Here is a 17,341-nt window from a genome sequence, read left to right on the forward strand (position 1 = left end):
CGGGACTCCAGGGTGGGGGAAGCCGGGACTGCGGGGGGCGGCGGGGTCAGGCGCGCAGGGTCGCGCCGCCGTCCACGTACAGGTCGTGCAGGGTGATGTGGCGGGCGCGGTCGGAGACGAGGAAGGCGACCGCCTCGGCGATGTCCGACGGCTCGGCGATGCGGCCGAGCGGGATGCCGGTGCGGTACGTGGCCGGGTCGCCCTCGATGACGGCGCGCCGGCCGCTCTCGGCGCCGCCGGGTGAGGCCTCCCACATGGCGCGCTGCATCTCGGTGAGGGTGGAACCGGGGGAGACGGTGTTGCAGCGCACGCCGTGCGCGGCGACCTCCAGACCCAGGCACTTGGTGAACATCACGGCGGCGGCCTTGGAGGCGGCGTAGGCGGCCATGCCGCTGCGGGGGACGCCCGCCGCGTTGGAGGCGACCGTGACGATGCTGCCGCGGCCCCGGGCGGTCATCCGGCGGGCGACGGCCCGCGAGACGTGGAAGACGCCGTTCGTGTTGACCGCGAACACGGCCGCCCAGTCGGCGTCGGTGAGGTCCACCACGGGCGCGCCGCGCAGGATCCCGGCGACGTTGACGGCGATGTCGAGGGGGCCGAGCGCGTCCTCGGCCTCGGCGACCACCGCCTCCACCGCGTCCGCGTCGGTGACGTCCAGCGTGCGGGCGGCGACCCGGTCGCCGAACCGCTTCGCGAGCGCCTCCGGTCCGGGGACGGCGAGGTCGGTGGCCAGCACGCGCGCGCCGCGCTCGGCGAGCGCCTCGACGACGGCCGCGCCGATGCCCCGGCCTGCGCCCGTCACCAGGGCGACACGGCCCGCGAGTTCCTGTTCCGTGCCCAGTCCGGCGCTCACTTGACCATGGCCTTCCGGATGTCGTCCAGCACCGAGACGGCGGCCTTCGCGCCGCCCAGGCTGGTCCACTTGGAGCCGTCGATGACCGTGGCGTGCTTCTCGCGGACGGCGTCGAGCTGCTGGTAGGCGGGCTTCTTGGCGAGCTGGTCGAGCAGGCCCGCGTCCGAACCGGTGGACGACAGCGTGCCGATGAACAGCCAGTCGCCGTCGATCTCCTTCAGGTTCTCGTCGCTGATCGGCGTCGAGTGGCCCTCGCCCTTCTGGTTCTGGATGCCGGGCCGCTTGAAACCGAGGTCGTTCAGCACGTCGCTGATGAACACGCCCTGCTGCATCACGGCGGTGCCCTTGGCGGAGTAGCGGGCGACGGACACGGTCGCGCCGGCCTGCGCGCCGAGGTCCTTCTTCAGCGCGGCGGCCTTGGCGTCGTAGTCCGCGAGGAACTTCTTCGCCTCGTTGGCCTTGCCGAGCGCCTGCCCGGTCAGCTCCAGGGACTTCTTCCAGCTCTTGCTGTCGTCGATGGTGACCAGCGTGGGCGCGATCTTCCGCAGCTGCGCCAGCACCTGTTCGTCGGCGAGCTGCCCGGCGAGGATGACGTCGGGCTTGGCCTGGACGACCTTCTCGATGTCCGGGCCGGTCACCGCGCCGACCACGGGTATGCCCTTCGCCTGCGCGCTCAGGTATTCGGGGGCGCCCTTCTGCCCCCGCCCGGCGGTCAGGCCGACCGGCTTGACGCCGAGGGCGAGCGCGGAGTCCAGGTCCATCTCGCTGAGCGCGAGGACCCGTCGGGGAGCGGCGGGCACCTTCACTTTCGCGCCGGTCGCGTCGGTGACCGTCGTCGTGCCGCCCTTGCCCGCGGACCCGCCCGAGGAGGAGTCGCCGTCCGAGGAGCCGCAGGCGCTCAGGACGAGACCGCACGCGACGGCCAGGGCCGCGGCCGCGGTGCGGCGGGTGGCGGGGGTGGAAAGGCGGGGCGCCATCATGGCCTGAAATCTCCGTTGCTCGACTGTCGTGGCCCGCGGGGGCGGGTCACGGTCCGGTGCGCCGGGCCCCGTTCAGGCATGCGGAAGGACCGGCACCCGCAGACACGGATGCACGGACCGCCCGCCGCCTGACGGAACGGCACTTAGGTTAGGCTAACCATATGCTCATTTCGAGGGGGTCGTCGCTCATGAAGTCCGGAACCGGACGGCCCACGGGTCCACCGGCCCGTGGCCGCACCGCGGTTCCGGCCACCGCGGCCCTCCTCGTCGCGCTGCTGGTCCTGTGTCTGCTCTCACTGCTGATCGGCACCGGCAGCAGCTCGCCGGCCCGCGCCTGGGACTACCTGACCGGCGACCCCTCCGCCCGCGCCGATCCCCAACTGCGCCTGGCCGTCGTGGACGTACGGCTGCCGCGCACCCTGGCCGCCGTCATGGTCGGCCTCTGCCTCGGCACCGCGGGCTGCCTGCTCCAGGCGGCCACCCGCAACCCGCTCGCCGAGACCGGGCTGCTCGGCGTGAACTCCGGCGCCGCGTTCGCCGTCGTGGTGGGGCTCACCTTCTTCGACGCCTCCTCGCCGACCGCGCTGCTGGTGTGGGCGCTCGGCGGCGGCATGGCCGCGAGCGCCGTCGTCCTGCTGCTGGCGGCGAGCGGACGCGCCGCCGGGTCGCCGCTCAGGCTGGTGCTGGCCGGGTCGGCGCTAGGCGCCACCTTCCACGGCATGACCTCCTACGTCCTGCTCGGCACCCAGTCCACCTTCGACGTCTACCGCTACTGGACGATCGGCTCGCTCGCCGGCGTGCGCACCTCCGAACTCCTCCCACTGCTGCCGCTGGTGGCCGTCGGCCTCGCCGTCGCGCTCGGCTGCGCCCGACCGCTGGCCGCGCTCGGCCTCGGCGACGACAGCGCCCGCTCGCTGGGCCACCACCCCGGCCGGGTCCGCCTGGTGGTCGCCGGCGCCGTCTCGCTGCTGGCCGGCTGCGCGGTCGCCGTCGCCGGCCCCATCGCCTTCCTCGGCCTGCTCGCCCCGTACGCCGCCCGCGCGGTGGTCGGCGCGAGCATGTCCGGGCAGCTCGTCCTGTCGGCGCTGATCGCCGCGGACGTGATGATCGTCGCGGACCTCCTCGCCCGGGTCGTCATCCGGCCCTGGGAGGCCCCGGTGAGCGTCCTGCTCGCCTTCGTCGGCGGCCCCCTCCTCGTCTGGATTGCCCGCTCCTCCCGCCTCTCCACCGCCGGAGCCACCTCATGACCCCGCCGACCCCGCCTGCTTCGCCCACTCCGCACGTGCCGCACCGCGGCGACACCGAGGAACAGGGCGGCGGGGCCGTGGCGGCCGGGCGGCCGGCGACGGCCGCCGGGACCGCCGGGCCGCCCTCGGCGGCGGGTGCGCCGGCCGCGGTCAGCACGAAGAGGACGTCCGCTCCGGAGGACGTCCCCGCTCCGAAGGACGTCTCCGTGCCCGAGGACGCTCCCGTTCTCGAAGGCGCTCCCGTTTTCGAGGACGCTCCCGCCTCCGCGAACTCCCTCGTGCCCGAGGACAGTCTCGTCCTGCGCGGCGGGACCTTCTCCTGGCTCTTCCCGCGGCGCAGCGCGCTCGTCGCCGCGCTGCTGGCGCCGTTGCTCATGCTGCTCGTCGCGCTCGCGGTGATGGCGAGTTCGACGGGGATGAGCCCGCGCGACACCCTCTCCGGGCTGCTCGGGACGGGCGACCCCGGCACCGTCATGATCGTGCGGGACTTCCGGCTGCCGCGCGTGTTCGTCGGCATCATGGTCGGCGCGGCCCTCGGCATCGCGGGCTGCCTCACCCAGACCCTGGCCGGCAACCGCCTGGCCACCCCCGACCTGATCGGCGTCAACGAGGGCGCCACCGCCGCCGTGGTGGCCACCGCCGCCGGTTCCTCGACCGGCATGATCGGCGACTGGTGGCTCGGCCCGCTCGGCGCCGTCGCCGCCGCGGTCCTGGTGGTGCTGTGCGCGGGCGGCGCGGGCAGCGCCGGCTACCGCGTCCTCGTCGTCGGCATCGGCGTCTCCACCTTCATCGGCGCCGTGGGCGACCTCATCATGTCCCGCGAGAACGACAACACCGCGGGCGGCGTGTTCCTCTGGGCCGTCGGCAGCCTCAACGGCCGCGACTGGCACGTGGGAACGCCCCTGCTGATCGTGCTGCTCCTCCTGCTGCCGCTCGCCCTCGCCGTCGGCCACCGCCTCCAGCTCCTGCGCTTCGACGACGACACGGCGGCCTGCCTCGGCGTGGACCTGCGCCGGCTGCGCGCCGCCGCGCTCGCGCTGGCCGTCGCCCTGGCCGGCGTGGCCGTCGGCGTCGGCGGCCCCATCGCGTTCGTCGCCCTCGCCGCCCCGATCATCGCCGGCCGGCTGAGCGGACCCACCCGGGTGCCGGTGCTCGGCTCCGCGCTCACCGGCGCCGCGCTGATCACCGCCGCCGACGCCCTCGGCCGGGTCGTCGCCCCCGTCGAACTCCCCGTCGGCGTCGTCACCAGCGTCCTCGGCGGCCCCTTCCTCCTCTGGGTCCTCTTCCGCACGGACTCCACCACCGGAAAGGCATGACCACTCCCATGACCGACGCCCACCCCGGCCTCCAGGTGCGCGGCCTGCACGCCGGTTACCCCGGCCGGCCAGTCGTCCAGGACGTCGAGCTGACCGTCCCAGCCGGGCACGTGGCCGCGATCGTCGGACCCAACGGCTGCGGAAAGTCGACCCTGTTGCGCGCCATCGCCCGGCTGCACCGCCCCACGGCGGGCGCCGTACTGGCGGACGGCGCCGACATCTGGAAGCTGACACAACGTCAAGTAGCGCACCGCGTCGCCCTGTTGCCGCAGTCGCCGCGCGCGCCGGAGGCCGTCACCGTCGCCGGACTGGTCCGCTACGGCCGCCACCCGCACCAGGGCCTGCTGCGCCAGTGGTCCCGCGAGGACGAACGCGCCGTACGCGACGCCCTGGCGGCCACCGGCACCACCGAACTCGCCGGCGAGCGGCTGGACCGGCTCTCCGGCGGCCAGCGCCAGCGCTGCTGGCTCGCCATGGTGCTCGCCCAGCACACCCCCGTGGTCCTGCTCGACGAACCCACCAGCGCCCTCGACCTCGGCCACGTGGTCGACGTGCTGGAACTCGTACGCGAGGTCGCGGCCTCCGGCCGTACGGTGATCATGGTGCTGCACGACCTGGCCTCCGCCGCCCGCTACGCCGACACCCTGATCGCCATGAAGGACGGCCGCGTCGTCGCCCAGGGGCCGCCGAAGGAGATCGTGGACGAGGCGCTCGTCAAGGAACTCTACGACCTGGAGGCCGACATCCTGCGCGCCCCCGGCGACGCCTGCCCGGTCGTCGTCCCCCGGGCACACGGCTGACGCCCCCGCGCCCCCCTCCGTACGACCCCTGAAGCGGCCCCCGTCGAACAAGCGCACACCACGCGCGTGTGAGCCCTGTACGCGCCCCCTTACGTGCGGCCAAAATGCGCCGTGCCGACGGGCAAGTGGCCGAGAGCTGTCCGTCCGAGTCCCCAGAAAGGCAGGGTGGCTGAGGTGTTGGTACGTCTGCCCAAGACCGTGGAGCAAGCGCGGGAGCACCTGACCGAGGGAGCGGTGCCGATAGGCGGCGCGACCCTCGTCTGGGCCACCTGGCAACGCGACGGTTTCCCCGAACAGGCCATGTCCCTGCGCGAGTTGCCGCAGGCCAACGTCATCGGCCCGGAGGAGCTGGGCGGCGCGGTGGTCCTGAGCCGCATCGACGACCGGGTCCCGTACGTCCTGCGCGCGGCGGCCGGCACGGTCGGCACCGGCGCGGTGCGCCGCGCGGCGACGGTCGGCGGCAACCTCGCCGGCAGCGCGCTGCGCTGTCTGCTGCCCGCCGCCCTGGTGCTGGAGGCCCGCGCGACCGTACTGGCCTCGCACGGCGTCTACGAGACCGATCTCGCCGAGGTGACGGCCAAGCGCCCGCTCCTGCTCGGCCTGCGCTGGACCCCGCCGGTCGCCAGCGCCTACCACAAGGCGCCGGGCGAAGTGGGCGGCGAACCGCCCCTCGTCGTCGCCACGGCCCTGCACACCGACACCGACGGCCGCCACCGCCTGCGCGCGGCCGTCCGCGACGGCTACGAGGTCCTGACGGCCACGGCGGCCTACGGCCCGGACGCCCCCCGCCCCCTGGACGAACTGCGTGAGACCCCCCTGGCGGACGTCCCCGGCGCCTGGGACCTCATCGCCGAACAGATACCCACCCTTGTGGCGGCCGCCCCGCACGACTGAGCCCCGCACGACTGAGCCCCGCACGACTGAGCCCCGCACGACTGGGCGACGGCCGAGGCGCCGCGCGCCCCGCCTCCCGAGCGGCGGCCGTCACCACCCCGGCCGCGCCCGCCGTCCGAACAGCAGGCCCCGGGGTTCGGGCGGCGGCGGGGTGCCGGGGCGCAGCGGCAGGGCGAGCAGCATGCCCGCGACGAAGCCGACGACATGGGCGGTGTACGCCACCGTGCCCGCCTCGGAGACGGCGTCGCCCGCCGAGTAGAACGCCTGGAGCACGAACCAGAAGCCCAGCACGATCCAGGCGGGCAGCCGCAGCGGCAGGAAGATCAGGAACGGCACGAGCACCCACACCCGGGCCCGCGGGAACAGCACCAGATACGCCCCGCAGACCCCCGCGATCGCCCCCGACGCGCCGATCAGCGGCTGGCCGGAGTCCGCGTTGAGCAGCGCGAACCCGTACCCGGCGGCGTACCCGCACGCCACGTAGAACAGGGTGAAGCGGATGTGCCCCATCCGGTCCTCGATGTTGTTGCCGAAGATGAACAGGAACAGCATGTTCCCCAGCAGGTGCAGCCAGCTGCCGTGCAGGAACATCGAGGTGAGGACGGACAGCGCGGGCGACTTGTCGTACCCCGGCGGCCCCAGCACACAGCCCGGGCCGTGCACGCCCACCCCCATCTCGCCGGTCGGCACCAGCGTCGGCAGCCGGCCGTGGATCACCTCACGGGGGACGAGGGCCCAGTGCTCCGTGAACGCGTGCAGATGGCACAGCTGGGCGAGCGTGCTCTGTCCCGTCGCGGAACCGCCCACGGCGGGCGACAGCAGGAACACCACGAAGTTCGCGACGATCAGGGCGTACGTCACCCAGGGGGTGCGCCGCGTCGGGTTCAGATCATGGACGGGGATGACCACAGGGAAGTACTGCCCCCGATGCGCCCGCCGAATCGGCCGGAGCCGCCGGTGAACACGGCCGCGCGTTCGTCCGTATGTTCCCCCGACCGCCCGCGGCGCGGCGAGCAGGCCCGCGGGGACGACGCGACGAGGCGAGGTACAGGCGATGAGCGACGGAGTGGGACCCGCGGTGCACGCCCTGCCCGACGGCGAGGCGGAACTGTCCCTGGTGGTGCGGCTGCCCTGGGAGGACGTGGCCCGGCTCGGCCAGGAGGCCGGGCGGCTGGCGGCCCGGCTGCAGCGGCCGGTGACGCTGGACGAGGCCGCCGGGCACCGGCTGCGCTCGACCCCGCTCGGCGCCCACGCCAAACCGGCCGGCGCGCAGCCGCCGGCGGTCGCCGCGGGCTCCTCCGGCACGGCGTCCGTGCCCGCCGCGTCGGTCTCCGCCCTCCCGACCCGCCCCCCGACCGAACCGGCCGCCCGTCCGATGGACCGCATGGGCGGAACCGCCTAGCGGGCCCGGGCCGGGCGGTCCCGCGATACGCCCGCGCTCCCGCCCGGCGCGGACGGCCCGGCCCCGCGTACGGCTCACGCCACCGCCGTACGGCCCGTCGTGCATCCGTTCGGCGTGGCCGGCCGACGGCCCGGCCCCGCGTACGGCTCGCGCGACCGGCGTGCGGCCGGTGGTGCGTCCGCCCGGCGCGGGCGGTAGGCCGGCTCCCCGGCCGCGCGTACGGCTCATGCGACCGGCGCGCGGCCCGTCGTGCATCCGTTCGGCCTGGCCGGTGGACGGCCCGGCCCCGTGTACGGCTCGCGCGACCGGCGTGCGCCGCAGGGCCTGCCGTGCACGGCAGGGCGTACGCCGTACGGTCCGCCGCTTATGCGACCGGCGCGCGCGGTAGTGTCCGCCGCCCACGCGGTCGGCGTGCGCGGTACGGGATGCCGCCCGCGCGACCGGCGTGCGCGGTACGGCCCGCCGTTCACGGGACCGGCGCCGCGGCGGGCGGGCACCGTGCGGCCCGCCCGCACACGCGACTGACGTGTGCCGTACGACCCGCCGTGCGCGCGACCGGCGCGGGCCGTCCGGGCCGCCGTGCGCGGGACCGGCGTCGGCCGTATCGCTCACGCCGTGCGCGGGACCGTCCGGCGGGTCAGCCCGCCGCCTGGTCCCAGGGTTCGCGGATCTTCGCCGCCGCCTTCCGCGCGGCCACCAGGACCGGGTCCCACACCGGCGAGAACGGGGGCGCGTACCCCAGGTCGAGCGCCGTCATCTGCTCCACCGTCAGCCCGGCGGTCAGCGCGACCGCCGCGATGTCCACCCGCTTCGCCGCGCCCTCCCGGCCCACGATCTGCACGCCCAGCAGCCGCCCGGTGCGGCGTTCGGCGAGCATCTTGACCGTCATCGGCGAGGCGCCCGGGTAGTAGCCCGCGCGGCTCGTCGACTCGATCGTGACGGCTTCGAACTGGAGGCCGACCCGGCGGGCGTCCTTCTCGCGCAGTCCGGTGCGCGCGATCTCCAGATCGCACACCTTGCTCACCGCCGTGCCGACCACGCCGGGGAAGGTGGCGTAACCGCCGCCGACGTTCGTGCCGATGACCTGGCCGTGCTTGTTGGCGTGGGTGCCGAGCGCGATGTGCCGCTGCTGGCCCGAGACCAGGTCGAGCACCTCCACGCAGTCGCCGCCGGCCCAGATGTTCTCGTGGCCGCGCACCCGCATCGCCCGGTCGGTGAGCAGACCGCCGTGCGCGCCGAGCGGCAGCCCGGCCGCCCGCGCCAGCGTCGTCTCGGGGCGTACGCCGATGCCCAGCACGACCACGTCCGCCGGGTACTCGGTGTCCTCGGTGGCCACCGCCCGGACCCGGCCGTCCTGGCCGGTCAGCACCTTGGTGACCTCCGCCTCGCCGACCATGGTGACGCCGAGGCCTTCCATCGCCTCGCGCACCAGACGGCCCATGTCGGCGTCGAGCGTGGACATCGGCTCCGCGCCCCGGTTGACGACCGTCACCTCGTAACCGCGCCGGATCAGCGCCTCGGCCATCTCCACGCCGATGTACCCGGCGCCGACCACCACCGCCCGGCGGCCACGCGCGCGTGCCAGGCTGTCCAGCAGCGCCTGGCCGTCGTCCAGCGTCTGCACGCCGTGCACACCGGGAGCGTCGACGCCGGGCAGGTCGGGGCGGACCGGCCGCGCCCCCGTCGCGATCACCAGCTTGTCGTACGACGTCCAGGACTCGGCCCCGGAATCGACGTCCCGCGCGCGGACGCGTCCCGCGGCCACGTCGATCTCCGTGACCTCGGTGCGCAGGCGCAGATCGATGCCCCGCGCGCGGTGCTCCTCGGGGGTGCGGGCGATGAGCCGGTCCCGTTCCTCCACGTCGCCGCCCACCCAGTAGGGGATGCCGCACGCCGAGTACGAGGTGAAGTGGCCGCGTTCGAACGCCACGATCTCCAGCTCGCCGGCCCCGCGCAGCCGCCGCGCCTGCGACGCCGCGGACATCCCCGCGGCGTCGCCGCCGATCACGACCAGTCGTTCCGTTGACTCCGCTGTCATACGAACACGCTAATCCCACGGGGGACTTCATCCGGTCCTGCCCCGCCCCCGCCCCACCCCGCTGGGCCGGGCGCGCGCCCTACTCGCGGTCCGGCCGCCCGGCCTACTCGCGCTCAGGCCGCCCGGCCTGCTCGCCGTCCGGCCGCCCGGCCCGCACCTCGTCCGCCGGCCCGGACTGCGGCCCCTCCGCCGCTCGGCCGTCCGGGCCTTCGGCCGCGGCCGGAGCGCTCGGCGGCTCGGCCGCTCCCGAAGAGACCGGCGCCGTCGCGGTCGCCGGGGCTGTCGGAGCCGCCGGGTGAACCGGAGGCGTCGGACGCGCAGGCGCCGCGCCCTGCCGGGCGCCCGGCAGCGGCCCCACCGCCGTCATCGCGGGCACGGCCGCTGCGGCGGCGCGGCGCGGCAGCCGGCGCCGTACCAGCCGCCACGCCACCACGATCAACGCCGCCGCGACGGCGAACGGCAGCACCGCGCCGAGCACCAGCGCGATCCACCGCACCCCCGCGACGAACACGTGCCAGCCGCCCGACAGCGCGTCCCCGAACCCGGGCTCGTCGTCCGGGGCGGCGTCGTCCCGGTGTACCGCCGGGCCGGACAGCGACAGGGTGATGGTGGCCAGGCTCGTACGGTCCTTCAGGGACGCCTGCTGGGCGAGCAGCGACTCCAGATCGGCCTCGCGGCGGCTCAGCTCGCTCTCCAGCGCGACCACGTCGTCGATCCTCTCGGCGCGCTCCATCAGGGCGCGGACCCGCGCGACGCTCGCCCGCTGCGACGTGATCCGGCTGTCCACGTCGACGACCTGGTCGGTGACGTCCTCGGCCTTCGCCGTGCGCTCCAGCAGCCTGCCCGCGCCCTGCAGTCCGGTGAGCACGTCGTCGTACCGGTCCGCGGGCACGCGCAGCACCACGCGGGTCTGTTCCTGCCCGTCCTCGTCGCGGGTGGTGTTCTCGTCGCCGACGTAGCCGCCCGCGTTCTCGACGGCCGTACGGGCCGCGTCGAGGGCCTTGGCGACATCCTTGACCTCCACGCTCAGCGAGGCGGTGCGCACGATGTGGGCCGTCGTCAGCTTCGGCGCCGCCGTCGCCTTCGCGCTCTCGGCGGCACTGCCACCGCCACTGCCCGTGCCGCTCTTCGCGTCGCCGCGGTACGCGCCCCCGGCGGCGCTGCCGGCCGCGGCCTTGTCCGAGGAGCTGTCGCCGCCGCCCGCGCTGCACCCGGTGAGCGCGAGGGCCGCCGCGAGCAGCAGCCCGGCCAGGGCGGAAGCGGGCCGGACGGAACGTCGTACGTGCATCTGGGTCCCCCCGAGGGTCGTCGTGACCAACTGACGCACCTTCGACGCCCGGACCCGGCGCAACGTTGGCGGAAAACGGTCCCGAAGAGGTCACGGTCGGGACTCGCGCCGGACACCGCGCCGACCGCCGCACCCGCACCACGGCGCACCCGTACGCCGCACCCGCACGCCCCACCCGTACGGCGCACCGCAGCGGAAACCCGTACGCCGCCGCCCTCACGCCGGGCCCCCGCACCGCCTCCTGCGCGCGGGCCCCCTGATCACCAGCTTCCCGTCGATGACCATCCGCGCACCGCCTCCCGCGCGCGGGACCACCGGCCCCCGGCCAGGACCGTCGGGCCCCGGCCGCGCTGTCAGTGGTGTTTGAGAGAGTGGGGGCCATGAGCGCAACGGGTACGGACAGCACGGGGCACGTCGTCGTCATCGGGGCCGGGATCGCGGGCCTGGCCGCCGCGCACCGCCTGCTGCACCGCGGAGCGCGGGTGACCGTGCTGGAGGCCTCCGACCGGGTCGGTGGCAAGCTGCTGCCCGGCGAGATCGCCGGCGTGCGCGTCGACCTGGGCGCCGAGTCGGTGCTGGCCCGCCGCCCCGAGGCGGTGGCCCTCGCGCGCGAGGTGGGCCTCGCCGACGCGCTCCAGCCGCCGGCCACCGCCTCCGCCTCGATCTGGACCCGAGGCGCGCTGCGCCCCATGCCCAAGGGCCATGTCATGGGCGTCCCCGGCACCGCCGCCGCGCTCGCCGGAGTGCTCTCCGAGGAGGGCCTCGCCCGGATCGAGCGCGACGCCGACCTGCCCCGCACCGAGACCGGCGACGACGTCGCCGTCGGCGAGTACGTCGCGACCCGCCTGGGCCGCGAGGTCGTCGACCGCCTGGTCGAACCGCTGCTCGGCGGGGTCTACGCGGGCGACGCCTACCGCATCTCCCTGCGCTCCGCCGTCCCCCAGCTCTTCCAGGCCGCGCAGCGGCACGACTCGCTCACCGAGGCGGTCCGCGACATCCAGGCCCGCGCGGCGGCCGGCGCGCGGCAGGCCGGACCGGTCTTCATGGGCATCGAGGGCGGCATCGGCCGGCTGCCCCTGGCGGTCGCCGCCTCGGTGCGGGCGCGCGGCGGCGAGATCCTGACCGCCACCCCCGTCACCGCACTGCGCCGCGAGGCCGACGGCGGCTGGCGGATCACCGCCGGGGACCGGGTGCTGCACGCCGACGCGGTGGTCGTCGCCACGCCCGCGCCGGCCGCCGCCGAACTGCTGGCGGCCGAGTCGCCCGCCGCCGCGGCCGAACTGCGCGCCGTCGAGTACGCCTCCATGGCGCTGATCACCCTCGCCTACCGACGCGCCGACGCCGACGCCGCCCTGCCCGACGGCAGCGGCTTCCTGGTGCCGCCCGTCGACGGACGGACCATCAAGGCGTCCACCTTCGCCTCCCGCAAATGGGGCTGGATCGCCGACGAGGACCCGGACGTCATGGTGCTGCGCACCTCCGTCGGGCGGTACGGCGAGACGGAGATCCTCGGCCGCTCCGACGCCGACCTGGTCGAGGTCTCCCGGCACGACCTGCGCGAGGCCGTCGGTCTGACCGCCGCGCCCCTGGAGACCCGGGTCACCCGCTGGAGCGACGGACTGCCCCAGTACCCGGTCGGCCACCACGCGCGCGTGGCCCGCGTCCGCGAGCACGTCGCCCGGCTGCCGGGCCTCGCGGTGTGCGGCGCGGTGTACGACGGCGTCGGCGTCCCCGCCTGCGTGGCCAGCGCGTACGCCGCCGTCGACCAGCTCGGCGGCGACCTGAGCGCCGTGCGGGAACTCACCGCCGCCCCGGTGCAGAGCCTGCACGGCGGAGCGGGAGAATAACCCCATGAGTGACGAAGCCTCCACCACCGAGTCCGGCCGGATCCCGAACAAGGGCAAGCTGGCAAAGGACCTCAACGAGGTCATCCGCTACACGCTGTGGTCCGTCTTCAGGCTGAAGGACGTACTGCCCGAGGACCGCACGGGCTACGCCGACGAGGTACAGGAGCTGTTCGACCAGCTCGCCGCCAAGGACGTGACGATCCGCGGCACCTACGACGTCTCCGGGCTGCGCGCCGACGCCGACCTCATGATCTGGTGGCACGCCGAGACCAGCGACCAGCTGCAGGAGGCGTACAACCTCTTCCGCCGCACGAAGCTCGGCCGCGCGCTGGAGCCGGTCTGGTCGAACATGGCGCTGCACCGCCCCGCCGAGTTCAACCGCTCGCACATCCCGGCGTTCCTCGCCGACGAGACGCCCCGCGACTACGTCAGCGTCTACCCCTTCGTGCGCTCCTACGACTGGTACCTGCTGCCCGACGAGGACCGCCGCCGGATGCTCGCCGACCACGGCAAGATGGCCCGCGGCTACCCGGACGTGCGCGCCAACACCGTCGCGTCCTTCTCCCTCGGCGACTACGAGTGGATCCTCGCCTTCGAGGCCGACGAACTGCACCGCATCGTCGACCTGATGCGTCATCTGCGCGGCTCGGAGGCCCGCCGGCACGTCCGCGAGGAGATCCCGTTCTTCACCGGCCGCCGCAAGGACGTGGCCGACCTGGTCGCCGGCCTGGCCTGACGACCGCACGGCGCACCGCGGAGCCCCCGTCCGCTCCGCGGCGCGCCCCGGCCGGTCAGACGACCGGTCCGATGGCCGGTCCGGCGGGCGGGTTCACTTCCCGGACCGTGGCCCCGCGCCGGCCCGCGCCTTCAGCGCGTCGCGCATCTCCCGCTTGCGCTGGTCCCGGAAGGTCGGCCGGTTCGGCCGCGGCTCCGGGTGCGCGGCGCAGGCCGCGTCCGGGGCCGGGACCCTGCCCTCCAGCAGATACGCGTCCAGATACGCGTTGACGCACCGGTTCGGCCCGTAGCCGACGCCGTGCGCGCCCGCGCCCCGCTCGGTCACCAGCACCGAACCGGCCAGCCGCCGCCGCAGCTCCACCGCGCCCTCGTACGGCGTGGCGGCGTCCCGCTCCGCGGCCAGCAGCAGCGTCGGCGGCAGCTCGCCCGGCGCGGTCCGCACGTCCAGGGGCCGCTGCCGGGGCACGGGCCAGTAGGCGCACGGCAGGTTCATCCACACATTGCCCCACGTCTCGAACGGCGCCGTGCGCGCCAGGCGCGTGTTGTCCCGGTCCCACACCGCGAAGTCGGTCGGCCAGGGCGCGTCGTTGCACTCCACGGCGGTGTAGACGGCGGCGCCGTTCTCCGCCTCCTTCGCCCCCTCCTCGACCGGCGCGGCCATCGTGACCAGCGGCTTGTCGTCGCCCTTCAGATACGCCGACAGGGCCTCCGCGCTGCCCGGCCAGAAGTCGTCGTAGTACCCGGTGTTCAGCAGCGCCGCGTGCAACTGGCCGGGGCCCACCGTGCCGCCCGCCGGCTTCGCGGCCAGCCGCTTGCGCGCCTTCTCGTACGAGGCCTGCACCGCCTGCGGCGTCCGCCCGAGCCCGTAGGCGGCGTCGTTCCGGGCCACCCACCTCTTGAAGTCCGTCCAGCGGCCCTCGAACGCGGCCGATTGCGCCATGTTGGCCCGGTACCAGACCCGGGCCGGGTCGGGGTTCACCACCGAGTCGAACACCATCCGGCGTACGTGCGAGGGGAACAGCGTCGCGTACAGCGCGCCGAAGTAGGTGCCGTAGGAGGCGCCCATGAACGTCAGCCGCCGCTCGCCCAGCGCCGCCCGCAGCACGTCCAGGTCGCGGGCGTTGTCGAGGGACGTGTAGTGGCGCAGGGCGGAGCCCGCGCGCCGGGCGCAGGCACGGGCGTACGCCTTGGCCTCGGCGACGCGCTGCTTCTTGTACGCCGCCGAGGGGTGCGTCGGCGCGGGGGTCGGGGCCTTGAGGAAGTCCTTGGCGTCCTGGCAGGACAGCGGGGCCGAGCGCCCGACGCCGCGCGGGGCGTAGCCGACGAGGTCGTAGGCGGCGGCGACCCGCTTCCACTCGGGCAGCAGGCCGATCAGCGGGAAGGACATGCCGTCGGCGCCCGGACCGCCCGGGTTGAACACCAGGGCGCCCTGGCGGGGCACCGTGCGCCTGCCGTCGCGCGGGTCCTTGCGGGTGGCCCGGGCCCGGCTGACGGTGAGCTTGATCTGCTTGCCGTCCGGGTGGGCGTAGTCCAGGGGCACCGAGACCGTGCCGCACTCCAGCGCGGTGGGCAGGTCCTTGGCCTCGGGGCAGGCGCCGAAGCGGATGCCGGCCGCCTCGGCCCGCGCAGCGGCGACGACCGTGCCGCGCAGCTCCGCCGCCCCGCCGGGCACCGCCCGCGCGCTCGCGGGGACGCCGCCGGCCGGGGCGGCGAGGGCGGTCAGGACCAAGGAACCGGCGGCCGTGCAGACGGCGGCTGCTCTCATCGCGTATCCCCTTCGGCGCGCGGCGGCTTCGCTGCCCGGCGGCAGCGGTTCGAGGGCCGGCGGCAACAAAAGGGATGTTTGGTGCGCCCGATGACCGAGGCAAGCACCGGACACCCGGTGTCGCGGCCAATGCGCCCGACGCGCCCCGCCCGAGCGCGCACGCCGTCCGGCGCGCCCCCGCGCCCCGCCCCCGCGCCCCGCTCCCGGCGCGGCGACGCCGCCTGGTCACGCGGCTCGCGGTCGGCTACTCCCGCCAGGGCTGGTCGCGGTGGGTGAAGGCGGCCCGCAGCTCCGGTTCACCGATCGCGCGGATGCCCCGCACGGCCACGGAGGCGAGGTACGAGCGCTCGTCCCCGGCACCGTCCCCGGCGCGGTCCGTGCGCCGGGCCAGCCTCCCGAGCAGCCGCTGCCCGGCCGGGGACGCCCAGGGCGAGTACGGGTGGATCTCGATGCGGGCGATGGCCAGACAGCTCAGGGTGAGCGCGAGGGGCAGCGCGAACCAGAGGGAGACCAGGCCGCGCGGCATCCCGGTCGGACCGGGCATCAGCAGCGCGGTCGCGCCCAGCGCGAGGACGACGAGCGCGGCGGCCCGCACCTGGCGGACCCCGGCCGCGACGTTCGCCGACGTTGCCTCCGGCACCGCCAGACCCGCGCTGACCAGGTGGTCGGCGAGGCCGCGCACCGAGTCGGCGGCGGCCAGGGCGGCCCGTACCGGTGCGATCCGGGACTGGCCCTCCGGGCCGATCGCCCCTATCGCCGACCGCTCCATCTCGTCCCGGCCGCGCGGGTCCACGACGGTCGCCCAGCCGGTGTGCGCGAGCAGCAGCCTGCGCTGGCGGGCCATGGAGACCAGGGTCACCTCGGCGACCCGCGCCGGACCGCCGGACAGGAAGGCGGCCTCGTACAGCGTCAGGTCGCGGTCCCGGCCCGTGGTCGCGGGGCCGGTGTCCCAGGCCGCCGCGCGTACGGCGGCCAGACACAGCCGGGTGCACGCCACACCGGCGACGGCCCAGGCGGGCAGCAGCAGAAGTACCCAGAACATGACAAGTTTCTATGCCAGTGGCGCGGGAAACTCCATGCCCTGTTCACATGGCGGACCAGCTGTGGCCGGTATGTGACTTTCCGTTTGTTTCCGGAGGTCAGGGAGTCGGCGCGGGGGACGGGGGAGGCGGGCTGGAGGCGGCCGGCGGCAAGGTGTACGTCGGCGACGCCGGCGTCCCGGACGGCGTGACGGGCACGACGTCGCCGGGGCCCACGAGGCTCGGCACGGCGGTCGAGGCGGCGTCCGTCGGGGTCGGAGCGGCGGCCAGGTCGCGGGCCACGGAGGCGTAGTCGACGTACCCGGTGGCCTCCAGGACCCTGATGTGGTCCAGGACCGTCGTGTTCGCGTCGTCGGCGAGAGCGCGCACCAGCGAGTTCCGCGTGCCCGCCCGCACCTGGGCGACGCGTTCGAAGACCCTGCCGTCGGCGAGCCGCGCGATGTTGACGAACAGCCGGTCGTACTCCTCGCCCCGCGCCTCGTCCAGGGTGGTCAGCCAGTCCCTCTGCTGGGCGGTGGGCTCGTTGGGCAGCGGCAGTCCGAGCCGGGCGGTCACCTCCCGCACCCGCCGGTCGAGGAAGGCGTGCCCGTCCACGAGGCGCCGGCCCGCCGTCCGCACGGCCTCGGTGGTGCCCCGCCGCTCGGCCTGCTGTCCGGCTGGCGCCTCCCACAGCCCGGCGAGCCGGACCGCGGTGAGGAAGTCGCGGTCCTGGTCGGACAGCGGCCCGTACGGCGTCGCCACGGTCCGCGCGCTCAACGGCTCCGCCGGCGCCTGGGGCCGGTCGGCGTACGACCAGAGCGGGACCAGCAGGGCCACGACGGTGCCGGCCAGCACCGTGATGATGATCCCGGTGCCGCTGAGGACGCCTCGGCCCTGCACGGGCGGTCGCGGTCGCATGGGTGCCTCCTGTCACGGCACCGCACGTCAGTGCGCTACGGGGGTGGGTGAAGGGTTGGCATATTACTTCGGCGGCCCGGCACGCCCGGAATCCACCGGTGTCGCATCGGACACACGGACGGCACGCGGTACGGCGCCACGCCGCCGGGGCGGGCAGGCCGCCGGAGGCAGGCGCGGGGCTGCCGGGAAGGGCGCTGGGCTGCCGGGGCGGGCCCCGGGACCGCCGGGTGGTGGGTGCC

General features: G+C 75.4%; 15 protein-coding genes. 7 read left to right on the forward strand and 8 right to left on the reverse strand.

The window, feature by feature from the left end; genetic code table 11:
• Positions 1–46: 46 nt before the first annotated feature.
• Positions 47–853, reverse strand: a complete 807-nt coding sequence (locus tag K7787_RS13555) for a 2,3-dihydro-2,3-dihydroxybenzoate dehydrogenase (protein WP_164387962.1) — start codon at positions 851–853, stop codon at positions 47–49.
• A complete protein-coding gene (locus K7787_RS13560; protein WP_009191251.1) occupies positions 850–1,833 on the reverse strand; it encodes an ABC transporter substrate-binding protein in 984 nt (327 codons plus the stop codon). Before K7787_RS13560 ends, K7787_RS13555 begins: the two co-directional genes overlap by 4 nt.
• 188 nt (positions 1,834–2,021) lie before the next feature.
• Between K7787_RS13560 and K7787_RS13565 the strand changes: the two genes are divergently transcribed.
• From K7787_RS13565 to K7787_RS13580, 4 genes are all read left to right on the forward strand, one after another.
• Positions 2,022–3,080: a FecCD family ABC transporter permease gene (locus tag K7787_RS13565; RefSeq protein ID WP_164387963.1), complete on the forward strand. Its 1,059-nt coding sequence runs from the start codon at positions 2,022–2,024 to the stop codon at positions 3,078–3,080.
• The gene (locus tag K7787_RS13570; protein ID WP_308036344.1) at positions 3,077–4,396 is read left to right on the forward strand and encodes a FecCD family ABC transporter permease; all 1,320 of its coding nucleotides are present in this window, start codon (positions 3,077–3,079) and stop codon (positions 4,394–4,396) included. Before K7787_RS13565 ends, K7787_RS13570 begins: the two co-directional genes overlap by 4 nt.
• A complete protein-coding gene (locus K7787_RS13575; RefSeq protein ID WP_223001547.1) occupies positions 4,393–5,196 on the forward strand; it encodes an ABC transporter ATP-binding protein in 804 nt (267 codons plus the stop codon). Before K7787_RS13570 ends, K7787_RS13575 begins: the two co-directional genes overlap by 4 nt.
• Before the next feature lie 174 nt (positions 5,197–5,370).
• Positions 5,371–6,090: an FAD binding domain-containing protein gene (locus K7787_RS13580; protein WP_019981753.1), complete on the forward strand. Its 720-nt coding sequence runs from the start codon at positions 5,371–5,373 to the stop codon at positions 6,088–6,090.
• Between the two features lie 90 nt (positions 6,091–6,180).
• Here K7787_RS13580 and K7787_RS13585 read toward each other — a convergent pair whose 3' ends face one another.
• On the reverse strand, positions 6,181–6,999 hold the full coding sequence (locus K7787_RS13585) for a rhomboid family intramembrane serine protease (RefSeq protein WP_223001548.1): 819 nt from the start codon (positions 6,997–6,999) through the stop codon (positions 6,181–6,183).
• Positions 7,000–7,144: 145 nt separating this feature from the next.
• Between K7787_RS13585 and K7787_RS13590 the strand changes: the two genes are divergently transcribed.
• Positions 7,145–7,492 (forward strand): hypothetical protein, encoded by a 348-nt coding sequence (locus K7787_RS13590; RefSeq protein WP_169436430.1) that lies wholly within the window; start codon positions 7,145–7,147, stop codon positions 7,490–7,492.
• Between the two features lie 637 nt (positions 7,493–8,129).
• On the opposite strand, the gene K7787_RS13595 is transcribed toward K7787_RS13590, so the two are convergent.
• Positions 8,130–9,530 (reverse strand): FAD-dependent oxidoreductase, encoded by a 1,401-nt coding sequence (locus K7787_RS13595; RefSeq protein ID WP_223001549.1) that lies wholly within the window; start codon positions 9,528–9,530, stop codon positions 8,130–8,132.
• Positions 9,531–9,633: 103 nt separating this feature from the next.
• Positions 9,634–10,818, reverse strand: a complete 1,185-nt coding sequence (locus K7787_RS13600) for a DUF4349 domain-containing protein (RefSeq protein ID WP_223001550.1) — start codon at positions 10,816–10,818, stop codon at positions 9,634–9,636.
• 380 nt (positions 10,819–11,198) lie between these two features.
• Here K7787_RS13600 and hemG point away from each other — a divergent pair, with 380 nt between their 5' ends.
• Both hemG and hemQ read left to right on the forward strand, forming a co-directional pair.
• Positions 11,199–12,665: a protoporphyrinogen oxidase gene (gene hemG / locus K7787_RS13605; protein ID WP_223001551.1), complete on the forward strand. Its 1,467-nt coding sequence runs from the start codon at positions 11,199–11,201 to the stop codon at positions 12,663–12,665.
• A gap of 4 nt (positions 12,666–12,669) precedes the next feature.
• Complete coding sequence (gene hemQ / locus K7787_RS13610) at positions 12,670–13,401, forward strand: hydrogen peroxide-dependent heme synthase (protein ID WP_169436426.1); 732 nt, start codon at positions 12,670–12,672, stop codon at positions 13,399–13,401.
• 93 nt (positions 13,402–13,494) lie between these two features.
• On the opposite strand, the gene K7787_RS13615 is transcribed toward hemQ, so the two are convergent.
• From K7787_RS13615 to K7787_RS13625, 3 genes are all read right to left on the reverse strand, one after another.
• A complete protein-coding gene (locus tag K7787_RS13615) occupies positions 13,495–15,165 on the reverse strand; it encodes an alpha/beta hydrolase (protein WP_223001552.1) in 1,671 nt (556 codons plus the stop codon).
• Between the two features lie 244 nt (positions 15,166–15,409).
• Positions 15,410–16,207, reverse strand: a complete 798-nt coding sequence (locus K7787_RS13620) for a TIGR04222 domain-containing membrane protein (protein WP_223001553.1) — start codon at positions 16,205–16,207, stop codon at positions 15,410–15,412.
• A gap of 97 nt (positions 16,208–16,304) precedes the next feature.
• Positions 16,305–17,102, reverse strand: a complete 798-nt coding sequence (locus K7787_RS13625) for a DUF4142 domain-containing protein (protein ID WP_223001554.1) — start codon at positions 17,100–17,102, stop codon at positions 16,305–16,307.
• Between the last annotated feature and the right edge of the window lie 239 nt (positions 17,103–17,341).

Source organism: Streptomyces sennicomposti, from assembly GCF_019890635.1.
GTDB lineage: Bacteria > Actinomycetota > Actinomycetes > Streptomycetales > Streptomycetaceae > Streptomyces > Streptomyces sennicomposti.

Bases quoted from the DNA above. Each gene is read 5' to 3' on its own strand.
- K7787_RS13560 (WP_009191251.1), bottom strand. From the start codon at position 1,833: ATGATGGCGCCCCGCCTTTCCACCCCCGCCACCCGCCGCACCGCGGCC.
- K7787_RS13565 (WP_164387963.1), top strand. From the start codon at position 2,022: ATGAAGTCCGGAACCGGACGGCCCACGGGTCCACCGGCCCGTGGCCGC.
- K7787_RS13570 (WP_308036344.1), top strand. From the start codon at position 3,077: ATGACCCCGCCGACCCCGCCTGCTTCGCCCACTCCGCACGTGCCGCAC.
- K7787_RS13575 (WP_223001547.1), top strand. From the start codon at position 4,393: ATGACCACTCCCATGACCGACGCCCACCCCGGCCTCCAGGTGCGCGGC.
- K7787_RS13590 (WP_169436430.1), top strand. From the start codon at position 7,145: ATGAGCGACGGAGTGGGACCCGCGGTGCACGCCCTGCCCGACGGCGAG.
- K7787_RS13595 (WP_223001549.1), bottom strand. From the start codon at position 9,530: ATGACAGCGGAGTCAACGGAACGACTGGTCGTGATCGGCGGCGACGCC.
- K7787_RS13600 (WP_223001550.1), bottom strand. From the start codon at position 10,818: ATGCACGTACGACGTTCCGTCCGGCCCGCTTCCGCCCTGGCCGGGCTG.
- hemG (WP_223001551.1), top strand. From the start codon at position 11,199: ATGAGCGCAACGGGTACGGACAGCACGGGGCACGTCGTCGTCATCGGG.
- hemQ (WP_169436426.1), top strand. From the start codon at position 12,670: ATGAGTGACGAAGCCTCCACCACCGAGTCCGGCCGGATCCCGAACAAG.
- K7787_RS13615 (WP_223001552.1), bottom strand. From the start codon at position 15,165: ATGAGAGCAGCCGCCGTCTGCACGGCCGCCGGTTCCTTGGTCCTGACC.
- K7787_RS13620 (WP_223001553.1), bottom strand. From the start codon at position 16,207: ATGTTCTGGGTACTTCTGCTGCTGCCCGCCTGGGCCGTCGCCGGTGTG.
- K7787_RS13625 (WP_223001554.1), bottom strand. From the start codon at position 17,102: ATGCGACCGCGACCGCCCGTGCAGGGCCGAGGCGTCCTCAGCGGCACC.